This window comes from Thiohalophilus sp., from assembly GCF_034521165.1.
Lineage (GTDB): Bacteria > Pseudomonadota > Gammaproteobacteria > UBA6429 > Thiohalophilaceae > Thiohalophilus.
Map to the genome: position 1 here is coordinate 185,888 of NZ_JAXHMV010000016.1, position 12,814 is coordinate 198,701.

The following is a 12,814-nucleotide window of genomic DNA, read 5'->3' on the forward strand; positions in this document are numbered from 1 at the left end:
ACGAAAAAGGCGACAACTATCTTGAAAAACACCGCCCGTTAGCGCCCCTCAGCCAAAATACTCCTTTATCCACTGAAACAGTTTCTGTGTATCCATCTCTGAGAGCGCGATGCTCTGAAAGTTAGAGCCCACTTCATCTTCAATCGTGATGAACTGATACAGCAGTACGCCAGGCTGTTCATCATGCAGAATCAGGGTTATTCGGCGACGAGTGCGCAGGCAGTCAATGGTCATCACATCGGCAGGAATGCCGGCGTCCCGCATGCCGCGGCGCACCTCTACCACCGGGTTGATGTGTTCGTGGCTGGCCTGAATGCCGGCATGGGCATCACTGACCATATCGGAAAGGACTTTCAGAGTATCTTCAGACATAACACTTACATTTTTTTGCAGTGAATGAAAACGAGTCAGAATTAATCGGAGTCTGGTCTTGTCTTTTTATCAAACTCTAAAGGGCTCTGACCCCTTAAACTTGGAAACTGTATGCTCAAAGGGCTCTGAGGTTCCCCCAATAAAACGGACAGTTTAATTAAGAGGCGAACCTCGCCTCATAGTCTACCGGACTGACGTAACCCAGGTAAGAGTGACGCCGCCGTTTGTTATAGAAGATTTCCATGTACTCGAACAAGCTGCGTTTGGCCTCGTCTTTGGTTCGGTAGTCTTCATGGTCAACCAGTTCCGTTTTCAAGGTTCCGAAGAAGCTCTCAGCCACGGCATTGTCCAGGCACTCGCCTTTTCGACTCATGCTGCACAGCAGGTTATTGTCCTTCAGCATCTTCTGGTAATCGCCCGAGGCATAAGTGCTGCCCTGATCGGAGTGAACGATGACAGAGTCGACTTTACCTCGACGCCACACGGCCATGGTCAGCGCATCCTGCACCAGTTTCGCGTTGTTCTTGTTACCCATGGCCCAGCCCAGTATCTGGCGGGAATAAAGTTCAAGGACAACCGCCAAGTACAACCAGCCCTGACGGGTCGGGATGAACGTGGTATCCGAGACCCAGGCTTTGTCAGGCTCGACCACGTTAAACTGGCGTTGCAGCCGATCCGGGGCAGGCTTCAGGGTGTTTTTTGAATCGGTGGTGATCACAAATTTTCTCGCCATCCGGGACTGAATGTCATTATCACGCATCAGGCGGGCCACGCGGTTCTCACCGACTTGCTCGCCCGATTCGAGCAGGTCGCGATGAATACGGGGTGAACCGTAGATGCCGCGACTGGCCCGGTGAAACACCGTGATCTTACTCAGCAGTGCCCGATTCTGTTTGGCCCGGGTACTCTCCGGACGATCCCGCCAGTCGTAGTAACCGCTGGCAGAGACGTCCAATATCTGGCACAGCCGGCTCACCGTATAACGAGCCGCTTGCTCTCGTATGAACGCGTACTTCACGAATGGTCCTTCGCAAAGTACGCCGTGGCCTTTTTTAAAATCTCGACCTCCTCCTTCAGACGCTCGTTCTCCTGGCGCAAGGTGGTCACCTCGGACTGGTTCTCTTTCTTTGGCCGACCCCGTTGGCCGGAAAAGGCCTGCTCACCTTTGGCCTGCAGCTGTTCTTTCCATTTGTAGAGCTGATTTCGGCGGACTCCCAGTTCCAGGGCAATCTCAGCAGCGGAACGATCGGACTCTTCCATTAGCTTCACCGCTTCGGCCTTAAATTCCTTGGTGTATGTCTTGTAGGGCTTGCGTTTTCTTGTCATCTTTTGGACACTCCTTAATCAGTATTGTCTCTGATTTAATGTGTCCGTGAAACCGGGGGAGGTTCAGACTGACCCCGTTAGTCTTTTATTTCTATTTTTTGAAACAGCTAACAATTATATCTGTCATATCCGAGGCTTTGTCTGTTCTTGCGCTTAATAATAGGTGCCCAATTATTATTTCGAAATTATCACTATTATTATTTTCGAATTTTAGCCCAGATGTCCTGACGTAATGTTTTGAGTTTTTATATTGGAAAATTAATTCCACCTTTTCGACGAATGTGCCTTCAGACATCATTTGCTTAACTCTTTCACTTGGCGTTAGAGAAGGATCATACTCATAACCCCCAAAAGAATCGTTGCTAGTTAAGTACTTTTCTTTGTATGTAACGCAATTTGCAAAGACATGGCCTTTCTCTGTAAGCGCAAAATGTATCGGATTTTTCTTACCCCCAGGAAGGATTTCTTGATATGAATTATTAGATGTGTTTTGAATTACCACTTTCCATTCACAGGCCCATACACTAGCGGATATGAAAATGAGAAATAATAAAATGGCGCCTTTTAAAGCTATAGTGTGCCAATTGACATTGTTATTGATTGTCATATCAAACACCCTCTGCCAAAGCTCTGGCCCGGTTAATTCGTAGTTATAATTAAATAAATCTGCCCTCTTTTTCCTGGTCCGACCCCACCATTCGCAACACCACCTGTTCGAATGTTGGACCTGACCCCGTTTCTTTTTTACCGGTTTAATAATTCGTCAGGAACTATATCTTGCCATTTACGAGCCTCAATAAAATTATCAATGTGCTTTATGTTTGTTGTTGCAACAATTACCTGATCCAAGTTGCCAGATATTGTACTAGCCTGCCCAACTAGAACCATGTCAGCATCTAGAGATTTATCATCAGCTGTTGGTTTACCTATCTTTCTTGCCGTAGCCCAATAATTTGATGCTTCCCTCATCGCCTCAGTAGTAATTGGCTGGTATATCAACACACTGTTTAGTTGATTAAGTTTAGAAATAGAAGTTGTTGCGTCAATTTTTAACAAAGACCTTCTGACTTCATAATCCGCAACTTCTGGCACGTAGACATCAACCCCTTTTAACAACAAAGATTTTAACCACTCAGCACAATCAACCGCATCAGGATTTGCCTGATTTGTATTCGCTAAAAGCCCTAAAGGGCTTGAATCTAAAATAACCGCAATAGTCATGAAAATAATTTTCTTATAGTTCGACTCTCGTCCATATCAGCTTTTAATCTATCTAATACTGTTCTTTGATCTTCATTTTTAGGTTCATCAAGCCACGAATCTATCAAAGCAATCGCCTTCTCTTTCTTTATATCTTTTTGTGGCTCAGAAAAAGTAGCAGTTGATGTAAACCAATTGCCAACAACCTCAAAATAATATTGAAAACCATGACTCTCGCTTTCAGAAAGGCTAGAAATATAATAAAAAGCCGAATTTTGAGGAGCCCTATATGTTTCTACCTCAAATTCACCCTCTGAATCTCTCTCGGAATCTTGAGTAAATTCTGAAGAATACCCAGAACTAGTATCAAAGAATTTACGCTTCCGGAGCTCTTCATTTAAAGCATCAAAAGTAGCTACCATCTTGGTCCCAACCTCTCAATAACATCGTCCTCGATAATACCAAAAAATATCTCTTTTTCTGTCTGATGGCATAAATCAAGGAAATCTTCATGCACATCAAAAAAGTTCTGAGCCTCAAAATTTGATATGGTATCTATTTCTAAGAGAAGACCAGAATAGCCCTCGTCTTTCGATTTCACATTGGCATTGGGTATGATTTGGATTATATTTATAAAATTATTCTTCAGAATTTCTGTTCGCAAACTAAATCCAGCTTCATTTTCTTTTACGTTGTGATCACCCAACTGCGCATTGAGCTTTAACATATCCAAATCTTTTCTATTCTCAATACTAGGCAAAACATTCAAGTATTTCATAGAAAATCTTTCTGTATTTGTGACTATATCGCATTCACGAAATGCTTGAATTAAGTTAACAATCTCATTCTTAAAACTTTCCCATCCACCATATGGTTTTCGTCGCGCCAAGCTAATTACTCTCTCGCCTAGTTGAACCATACTTGATTCACCAACAAGCCTTCTCGAAGGCTTGTACATTAACTCGGGATTTTCCTTAAAAGAATCTTTATTGAACTGCACTAAAACTTCGATCTCTGGGTACAAATCTTTTATCTTCGGGTACAACAAGCCTGGAAGCAATTCAGCAACTTGCTTCTTATTGCTCTCAAATCTTATCTCAAATGTAGACTCTAATATTGTGTCCTGAGATAAGCTTGCTGGTATTTTTTTTGCGTCATTCATATAAATAATACTATACCACCTGAATTTCTATGTGTTTTATTCGCACTCTCGCAGCCACTACTATCAACATCTTTAATTTAACTATTATATGTCACTTGCTTCTCAGTACTTGGCTAATTTAATTTGCAAACCATGAAAAGATAATTTCACTTAAATTTTATAGTTAGTACCTGCAATAATTCATACTCATAAACTTCCGCCTTCAACAGTTTCCCTTCATCCGTCTTGTCAGAATTCCATCTTCGGGTCGTATACTATAGGGTTTAGTTCAGCATTACTTCTCTATCGCTCAGGTCACCCATAAATCATACAACACTAATCTATCCCTAGACATCATCCTGCTTACTGTTTTTGATAGATTTACTCCGTGCATCCCTGCACACCGCCCTACGGGCCAGCTAAAGCTGTTCAAATCTGTTCCCGACAGATTTGTCACCGCCTGTCTCAATAAACTCCACGGTATTTACCGCTCATGGCTTATTGCTTGTGATAGATCTCCGCACCGGTCTCGACGAACTCGACAGATTTTTCCTGCATGCCTTTTTCCAGAGCCTCTTCCTCACTCACTCCAAGTTTAGCAGCGTAATCCCGCACGTCTTGTGTAATTTTCATACTGCAGAAATTCGGCCCGCACATCGAACAGAAGTGCGCAACCTTGTGGGCCTCTTTGGGCATGGTCTCGTCGTGCATGCTTCGCGCCCGTTCAGGATCCAGCGAGAGGTTGAACTGATCCTCCCAGCGGAATTCGAAACGCGATTTGCTCAGGGCGTTGTCGCGCACCTGGGCGCCGGGGAAGCCCTTGGCCAGATCCGAACCGTGGGCGGCGATCTTGTAGGTGATGATGCCGTCGCGCACGTCCTGCTTGTTGGGCAGGCCCAGATGTTCCTTGGGCGTGACGTAGCAGAGCATGGCGGTGCCGTACCAGCCGATGTTGGCCGCACCAATCCCCGAGGTGATGTGGTCGTAGGCCGGGGCGATGTCGGTGATCAGCGGGCCCAGGGTATAGAACGGGGCCTCGTAGCAGTCGGCCAGTTCTTTTTCGACGTTCTCTTTGATCTTGTGCAGCGGCACGTGGCCGGGGCCTTCGATCATGACCTGGCAGTCGTGTTCCCAGGCGCGTTTTGTCAGCTCGCCCAGGGTTTCCAGCTCGGCGAACTGGGCGGCGTCGTTGGCGTCGGCGATGGAGCCGGGGCGCAGGCCGTCACCCAGTGAGAAGCTGACGTCATAGGCTTTCATGATCTCGCAGATGTCGTCGAAGTGGGTGTAGAGGAAACTCTCGGTGTGATGCGACAGGCACCACTTGGCCATGATCGAGCCGCCACGGCTGACGATGCCGGTGACGCGCTCGGCGGTGAGCGGCACGTAGCGCAGCAGCACGCCGGCGTGGATGGTGAAGTAGTCCACACCCTGTTCGGCCTGCTCGATTAACGTGTCGCGGAAGATCTCCCAGGTCAGGTCCTCGGCCTTGCCGTCGACCTTCTCCAGTGCCTGGTAGATGGGCACGGTGCCGATGGGCATGGGCGCGTTGCGCAGGATCCATTCGCGGGTTTCGTGGATGTTCTTGCCGGTGGACAGATCCATCAGCGTGTCGCCGCCCCAGCGGGCCGACCAGACCATCTTCTCGACTTCCTCTTCAATACTGGAAGTGACCGCCGAGTTGCCGATGTTGGTGTTGACCTTGGTGCGGAAGTTGCGGCCGATGATCATCGGCTCCAGTTCCGGGTGGTTGATGTTGGCCGGGATGATGGCGCGGCCGCGGGCCACCTCATCCCTGACAAATTCAGGCGTGATCTCGTCCGGGATGCTGGCACCGAAGGATTCCCCCTGATGCTGGCGCAGCAGTTTGGCGTAACGGGGATCGTTGCGCATCGCCTGCAGTTTGTTGTTCTCGCGGATGGCGATGTATTCCATCTCCGGGGTAATCATGCCCTTTCGGGCATAATGCATTTGGCTAACGTTCTTGCCCGCTTTGGCGCGGCGCGGCTGGCGGATGTGCTCGAAGCGCAGGTGGGCCAGCTCGGGATCGTCCTGGCGGGCGCGGCCATATTCCGAGGTGGGGCCGTCGAGCAGTTCGGTGTCGTCGCGTTCGGCGATCCAGTTGGCGCGCACGTCCGGCAGGCCCTTGCGCAGGTCGATGCTCACCTGCGGGTCGGTGTAGGGGCCGGAGGTGTCGTAGATATAAATCGGTGGGTTGAGCTCGTCGCCCTGCTCGGTGTGGGTCGGGGTGCACTCGACCTCGCGCAGGGGCACGCGCAGATCCTCGCGCGAGCCGGTGACGTAAGTCTTTTTGGAACTGGGAAACGGCCGGGTGACGTCGTCGGACAGTTTGGCCGTCTTCTGGATAAATTCTTCGGGGATAGCGCTCATGGTATTTGCCTCATAGCTGGAGTTCCACGACCGCACACGAAAGGGGGACTGCTTGTGTGACTCCGCCTTGCCTACGCCAGTATTACCTGGATCAGGTTCGGAATATTTCACAGGGTATGTCTCAGCCAGTATCAGATCCCCTCACCCTTTCCCCTCTCCCTGGGGGAGAGGGGAAGTCGGTGAGAACCTGTATTACTCGGCACCCCCGGCGGTCTCTGTACAAGTTAATTAATAAGGTAGGGATTTGCAATACCGATCAAGACAGGGACGAGTTACGAGGGCCGGGTGGCGAGGGTAATGTAGGAGCGGGCTTCGACCGCGATATCGCGCCCGCGGGGCGCTCCTACCCGAGCAAGACGGGGGCAGATTACGTGGGCCGGCCGGGTGGCGGGAATGTAGGAGCGGGCTTCGACCGCGAATGGGGGGAGTCGCACCCGCCCTGCAAACCGAGGGGGTTGTCGCGCCCGTGGGGCGCTCCCACCGTGGTCGGCCTGTTCCCGGGTGGGAGCGGGCTTCGACCGCGAATGGGGGAGTCGCACCGCCCTGCAACCGAGGGGGTTGTCGCGCCCGTGGGGCGCTCCCACAGTGATCGGCCTGTTTCCGGGTGGGAGCGGGCTTCGACCGCGAATGGGGGTTATTCCACGGTTTCGGGGATTTGGGCACGCTGGAGGAACCGCACGGTGTGAGCGATTACTGCGGGGTCGCGCAGGATGCGGCGGTGGCCGAGGCCGTCGGTGCGCAGCAGGTGGCTGCCGGGGCAGAGCCGCACCGCTGCGGTCAAGTATCACCACTACTGGCCGATACCCACCCGCATGAGCCTGCAACCCCATCCCATGCAGCCGGATTACGCCCCCGGCGAGCAACTGCGCTTATCCGAAGTGATCGGCGCCTTGAGTTACGCCCTGGATCTGACCGAGGGCCAGCCGGCGGGGCACTGTATACGCTGCTGCTGGATCGGCATGCACCTGGGCAGGATGCTGGGGATGCCGCAGGCCGATTTACTGGACCTGTACTACACCCTGCTGCTCAAGGATGCCGGTTGCAGCAGCAACGCCGCGCGACTGTATCAGCTCTACGGTGGCGATGAACGCCAGATCAAAAACCGGTTCAAGACCGTCGACGGCGATCACCTGCAGGAGATCGCGCGCTTTGTCTTTGAGAACATCGACGGCAGTCAGGGATTAGTCAAAAAGATGCGGCGCTTCGCCACGCTGGTGATGCGCGGTGAGAAGTACGCCGATGAACTGGTAGAAACCCGTTGTGAGCGCGGTGCGGATATCGCCAGGCGGCTGGGCTTTAACGAAACCATCGCCGACGGCATACGCCACCTGGACGAGCACTGGAACGGCCACGGCCGGCCGTACCATATCAAGGGTGATCAGATTCCGATCCACTCGCGTATCGCGCTGCTGTCGCAGGTTATCGATGTGTTCTTTCAGATCGCCGGGCAAGATGCCGCGGAAGAAGAAATACATAAGCGCCGCGGTAGCTGGTTTGATCCGGAACTGGTGGATACCTTCATGGCGTTGCGCCACGACCGCGCGTTCTGGGAAACCCTCGTGGCGGAGGACATTCAGTTCACTATCCAGAACATGGCCCCGGAGAGCGAGCCAGCACTGGTCAGCGATGACCGCCTCGACGATATCACTGCCGCCTTCGGCATGATTGTCGACGCCAAGAGCCCGTATACTTTCGATCACAGCAGCCGTGTGGCCAGCTACACGCTGGCCATCAGCGAGGAATTATCGGTCGACCCGGCACGCCGGCATTTTTTGCGCCGCGGCGCGTTCCTGCACGACATCGGCAAACTCGGGGTCAGCAACGACATCCTCGATAAACCCGGCAAACTCGACGACGCCGAGTGGCGGACAGTGCGTGACCACGCCCGATATACCGAGACCATCCTCTCTCACCTGACCCCGTTCGCAGAACTGGCGCGGGTGGCCGGTGCCCATCATGAACGGCTCGACGGTGGCGGTTATCCCTACGGGCTGACGGCGGAGGAGATCTGTCTGGAGACGCGGATTATTACCGTCGCCGATATCTTCGATGCGATCACCGCCGAACGGCCTTATCGGGGGCCTGTCCCCCGGGACAAGGCGATCGAGATCATGCGTGGCGAGGTAAACACCGCGGTGGACGAGGCGGTGCTGGATGCGCTCGTCAACCGCCTGCCCACGCTGTGATCCCGGCAGGACCGGGGCCGGGTTGACAGCTATTCCACGTCGGCAGGGACCTCGCCACGCTGGAAGAACCGCACAGTGTGAGCGATTACTGCGGGGTCGCGAAGGATGCGGCGGTGGCCGAGGCCGTCGGTGCGCAGCAGGTGGCTGCCGGGCCAGGCCTGATGGAGGATTTCGGCCTGACTGGGGGTGACTTCGCGATCGTCGTTGTCATGGATGAGCAACGCGGGGATGTTGTCGAGCAGTTCCACGTTCACCTCCGGAGAGAGTTGTTCCCAGACATCCGCCCCGAAGCGTTCCTTGACCCGCTCTTCGAAGGCCGCGCGGGCGCGGTACGGCAAATGCAGCAGGTCGCAGAAACTGTTGAACAGATAGGGCATCCGCCCCGGCGGACTGATCCCGATAACCCGGAAGGCGGCCACGCCCAGGTGGCGCAGGGCATAGGCGGTAACCGCCATCCCGAACGAATGGGCGACGATCCCCTCGAACGGCCCGAAACGGACCGAGACGGAGCGCAGGGCGTGGGCGATCTCGATCAGATCGGTGTGTTTGCCGGGGCTGTGGCCGTGGGCCGGGGCATCGAAGGCGATGACCTGGTAGCCGGCCTGCAGCAGCGGCTCGATAAAACAGCACAACTGGGTGGCCCGCCCGTTCCAGCCGTGCATCAGCAGCACCCGCGGGCCCTTGTGGCCCCAGCGATAGAGCGCCACCATGCCGTTATCCAGGCTGGAGACATATTCCCGCTGCGCGGCATTGAGCCAGACCCGCTCACGTGGCGGCAGCCGGAAGCGGTACGGCGAGAACCAGCGCCGACAGGCGATCCCGGCGGCCAGCGACGGCGCCACGCTGCCGAGCATCGCCAGCCAGGTGGCCAGCGCCCGGACGCCGGTGAGGTGCAGCCTGGGTGTACGCGAAATGACCATAACGGGTCCCTCCTCCCCCGCCCGTGACGGGGAGTATAAATATAGTCCACACATCCGCTGTGTGCAGGCATAAACCCGCTTTATGGCCAAGTCCCGGATTTTGAAGGCCTTTGGCCGGCCCGCGCCTTGCGGGGGCGGAGCAAAGGCCGTAATCTTGAGCGCCTGATAACCATAATAAACCGGCAGTGTGAGGACCCACGATGGCGCAGATGAATTTCGAGCAGGCCCGTCTGAACATGATTGAGCAGCAGATCCGGCCCTGGGAAGTGCTGGATCAGCAGGTACTGGATTTACTGGTGGAAGTGCCGCGCGAGGACTTCGTGCCGAGCGAATTTCGCAAGCTGGCCTTCACCGACATGAATATTCCGCTGGGGCACGACGAGGTGATGATGTCGCCCAAGTTCGAGGCCCGCATGCTGCAGGCTCTCACCCTCCGGCCCGAGGACACTATATTAGAGGTGGGCACCGGCAGCGGTTATGTGACCGCCCTGCTCGCCCGCCTGGGCAAGCATGTCTACAGCGTCGACCTGCACGGCGATTTCGTCGAGGCCGCCCAGGCCAAACTCAACGCGCATAACCTGCACAATGTCACACTGGATGTGGGCGATGCCGCCCACGGCTGGGACAAACATGCTCCGTACGATGTGATCTGTATTACCGGTTCCCTGCCGATCCTGCCCAAAGCCTTCCCGCACCAGCTCGCCGTCGGCGGCCGCCTGTTCGCCATCGTCGGCGACCCGCCGGTGATGGACGTGATCGTGATGACCCGCATCGGCCAGGAAGACTGGGCCAAGGAATACCTGTTTGAAACCGACCTGCGGCCGCTGAAAAACGCCGAACAACCCGAGCGCTTTGTCCTGTAACCAGGACAAAGCGCCAGTGCCGAGGGACGAGGGACGAGTAACGAGGAAACCCGAACCTCAAAACCGAATTCATACCGCTTTTTCCTCGTTACTCGTCCCTCGTACCTCGTCCCTATATTTGTAGGGATGAAATCCAACAGGTTGATCCGCATAATAGCGCCCATGAAAAAGTTCACGCCGCGCGATCTCAAAACCCATCTTGATCAGACTCCCGAACCGCCGTTACTGCTCGATGTGCGGGAACCGTGGGAGTATGAGACCTGTCATATTGAAGGCTCGACCCTGATCCCGATGGGCCGGATCCAGTCGACCGTGGAATCATTGGACAAAAACCGGGAAACCGTCGTAATCTGCCATCATGGTATTCGCAGCCGTGCCGTGGCGATTTTTCTGGAGCGCGAAGGTTTTAACAACGTGATCAATCTCGAAGGCGGCGTCGATCGCTGGGCCGACGAGGTGGATCCGCAAATGCAAAAATACAGCTGATGAAACAAACACAACTTGCCATAACGCTGGCCCTGACTCTGACGAGCTTCACTGTCAACGCCAATGATCTGATGTCGATTTATCAACAGGCGACACAGAACGATCCGCAATTCCGCGCGGCACAGGCCGAATACCGGGCCAACCAGGAAGCGACCAGCCAGGGGCGTGCGCCGCTGCTGCCGCAGTTAACGGCCACAGTCCACTCCACCGATAATACGGATGAGGTCATCAGTTCCTCTTCAAGCCTGTTTACGGTGGGTGAGAACAAATATGACAGCAGTGGCTACTCGCTGAAATTGACCCAGGCGATCTATCATCACGACTATTACGTGCAGCTGCGCCAGGCCAACGCCCAGGTCGCCCGGGCCGAGGCCAACTTCCGCAATGCCAAACAGGAATTAATGGTACGGGTGGCACAGCGCTATTTTGAGTACCTCGGCGCCATCGACAACCTGGGCTTCGCCCGCGCCGAGCAAAAAGCCATCGAGCAGCAACTAAATCAGATCGAACAACGCTTCAATGTCGGTCTGACCGCCATTACCGACGTGCACGAAGCCCGCGCCCGCCGAGACCAGGCCGAGGCCCAGACCATCCGCGCCAGAAACGAGCTGGAAGTGGCGCGCGAGAATCTGCGTGAGATTACCGGCATGCCTTATAATCAGATCGCCGAACTGGACAAGGACAGCCCGCTGCTGCGCCCTGAACCGGAAAACATCGAACACTGGGTAGAGACCGCGCTGGAGCACAGCCTTAGTCTGATCGCTGCGGAAAAAACCCGCCTGATCGCCAAACAGGAGATCAGTCGCCAGCGGGCCGGCCATTACCCGACGCTCGATCTGGTCGCGGACCATACCAACACCGATATCGAAGGCGGCAGCTTTGGCGCGCGCGAAACCGAGGACACGGCGATCTCCGTGCAGCTGAATGTGCCGTTATATTCCGGCGGACTGGTGGCCTCGCAGACCCGCGAAGCCGCCGCCCGGCATATCCAGGCCAAGGAGCAATATGAACAGCAGCGCCGCGCCATCGAACGCCAGATCCGCAGCGCCTACCTGAGCGTGATCGCCAACATCAGCCAGGTGAAGGCCTTCGCCCAGGCCCTGGAATCGAGCCGCACTGCGCTGGAAGCGACCGAAGCGGGCTTTGAAGTCGGCACCCGGACCGCGGTGGATGTGCTCAACTCGCAGCGCGAGCTGTACCGGGCGCAGCGTGACTATGCCCAGTCGCGTTACAACTACATTCTCGAATCCTTCCGGCTCAAGCAGGCCGCCGGGATTCTCAGCGAACAGGACATCAAACAGGTCAACACCTGGCTGCAGTAATCCCATGCATCAAGCTCCCCTGCTGTGCGACACGGCCACCAGTCAACTGGTGCTGATCGATATCCAGGAAAAGCTGGCCGCGGCCATGAAGCCGGCGGTGCGCGAACAGCTGCTGCGCAACACGGCGATTTTGAGCCAGGCGGCCAACGCGCTGGGCATCCCCGTGGTACATACCGAACAGTACCCGAAGGGGCTGGGGCCGACCGAACCGGCACTGGCCGCCCATCTGCACGACACCGCCATCGAAAAAACCTGCTTTTCCTGTTACCGCGCCCCCGATTTTGTCGAGCAGTTGCGCGTCAATGCCCGCCGCCAGATCGTACTGGGCGGCATGGAAAGCCATGTCTGTGTTCTGCAGACCGCCATCCAGCTGCAGGAACACGGTTATCAGGTGTTCGTGGTGGAAGATGCCATCGCCTCGCGGCGCAAGACCCATCATCGCAATGCCCTGGCCCGTCTGCGCCAGGGGGGTATCGCCGTCAGCATGAGCGAATCGGTCCTGTTCGAATGGCTGCGCGATGCTCGCCACGAACAGTTCAGGGCATTATCCAAACTGATTCGCTGATAGCCTGCCGTGATTGGGGTATGATCCCCGACACGACCATCACCG

General features: G+C 55.0%; 14 protein-coding genes and 1 riboswitch. Of the genes, 5 read left to right on the forward strand and 9 right to left on the reverse strand.

The features are described 5' to 3' along the window. Positions 1 to 48: 48 nt before the first annotated feature. From U5K34_RS15415 to thiC, 8 genes are all read right to left on the reverse strand, one after another. Entirely contained in the window at positions 49 to 372 is a 324-nt protein-coding gene (locus tag U5K34_RS15415) for a hypothetical protein (protein WP_322569294.1), read from the reverse strand. Positions 373 to 529: 157 nt separating this feature from the next. After that, positions 530 to 1,390: an IS3 family transposase gene (locus U5K34_RS15420; RefSeq protein WP_322567236.1), complete on the reverse strand. Its 861-nt coding sequence runs from the start codon at positions 1,388 to 1,390 to the stop codon at positions 530 to 532. Continuing rightward, entirely contained in the window at positions 1,387 to 1,698 is a 312-nt protein-coding gene (locus tag U5K34_RS15425) for a transposase (RefSeq protein ID WP_322567235.1), read from the reverse strand. The genes U5K34_RS15420 and U5K34_RS15425 overlap by 4 nt, the downstream gene beginning before the upstream one ends. Before the next feature lie 91 nt (positions 1,699 to 1,789). Beyond that, positions 1,790 to 2,305 (reverse strand): hypothetical protein, encoded by a 516-nt coding sequence (locus U5K34_RS15430; protein ID WP_322569295.1) that lies wholly within the window; start codon positions 2,303 to 2,305, stop codon positions 1,790 to 1,792. 137 nt (positions 2,306 to 2,442) lie between these two features. Next, a complete protein-coding gene (locus tag U5K34_RS15435) occupies positions 2,443 to 2,919 on the reverse strand; it encodes a hypothetical protein (RefSeq protein WP_322569296.1) in 477 nt (158 codons plus the stop codon). After that, the gene (locus tag U5K34_RS15440; protein WP_322569297.1) at positions 2,916 to 3,320 is read right to left on the reverse strand and encodes a hypothetical protein; all 405 of its coding nucleotides are present in this window, start codon (positions 3,318 to 3,320) and stop codon (positions 2,916 to 2,918) included. The genes U5K34_RS15435 and U5K34_RS15440 overlap by 4 nt, the downstream gene beginning before the upstream one ends. Beyond that, entirely contained in the window at positions 3,314 to 4,060 is a 747-nt protein-coding gene (locus tag U5K34_RS15445; protein ID WP_322569298.1) for a TIGR04255 family protein, read from the reverse strand. Before U5K34_RS15445 ends, U5K34_RS15440 begins: the two co-directional genes overlap by 7 nt. 477 nt (positions 4,061 to 4,537) lie before the next feature. Beyond that, positions 4,538 to 6,427: a phosphomethylpyrimidine synthase ThiC gene (gene thiC / locus U5K34_RS15450; RefSeq protein WP_322569299.1), complete on the reverse strand. Its 1,890-nt coding sequence runs from the start codon at positions 6,425 to 6,427 to the stop codon at positions 4,538 to 4,540. A gap of 50 nt (positions 6,428 to 6,477) precedes the next feature. After that, a riboswitch (TPP riboswitch) is annotated at positions 6,478 to 6,644 on the reverse strand. Between the two features lie 517 nt (positions 6,645 to 7,161). On the opposite strand from thiC, the gene U5K34_RS15455 reads away from it, so the two are divergent. Further along, positions 7,162 to 8,613: an HD-GYP domain-containing protein gene (locus U5K34_RS15455; protein WP_322569300.1), complete on the forward strand. Its 1,452-nt coding sequence runs from the start codon at positions 7,162 to 7,164 to the stop codon at positions 8,611 to 8,613. A 29-nt stretch (positions 8,614 to 8,642) separates the two neighbouring features. Here U5K34_RS15455 and U5K34_RS15460 read toward each other — a convergent pair whose 3' ends face one another. Beyond that, positions 8,643 to 9,533: an alpha/beta fold hydrolase gene (locus tag U5K34_RS15460; RefSeq protein ID WP_322569301.1), complete on the reverse strand. Its 891-nt coding sequence runs from the start codon at positions 9,531 to 9,533 to the stop codon at positions 8,643 to 8,645. Positions 9,534 to 9,733: 200 nt separating this feature from the next. Between U5K34_RS15460 and U5K34_RS15465 the strand changes: the two genes are divergently transcribed. The 4 genes from U5K34_RS15465 (at position 9,734) to U5K34_RS15480 (ending at position 12,769) form a co-directional block, all read left to right on the forward strand. After that, entirely contained in the window at positions 9,734 to 10,396 is a 663-nt protein-coding gene (locus U5K34_RS15465) for a protein-L-isoaspartate O-methyltransferase (protein ID WP_322569302.1), read from the forward strand. Positions 10,397 to 10,558: 162 nt separating this feature from the next. Further along, on the forward strand, positions 10,559 to 10,882 hold the full coding sequence (locus tag U5K34_RS15470) for a rhodanese-like domain-containing protein (RefSeq protein WP_322569303.1): 324 nt from the start codon (positions 10,559 to 10,561) through the stop codon (positions 10,880 to 10,882). Further along, entirely contained in the window at positions 10,882 to 12,204 is a 1,323-nt protein-coding gene (locus U5K34_RS15475) for a TolC family outer membrane protein (RefSeq protein ID WP_322569304.1), read from the forward strand. Before U5K34_RS15470 ends, U5K34_RS15475 begins: the two co-directional genes overlap by 1 nt. Before the next feature lie 4 nt (positions 12,205 to 12,208). Next, the gene (locus U5K34_RS15480) at positions 12,209 to 12,769 is read left to right on the forward strand and encodes a hydrolase (RefSeq protein WP_322569305.1); all 561 of its coding nucleotides are present in this window, start codon (positions 12,209 to 12,211) and stop codon (positions 12,767 to 12,769) included. The last annotated feature ends 45 nt before the right edge of the window (positions 12,770 to 12,814 follow it).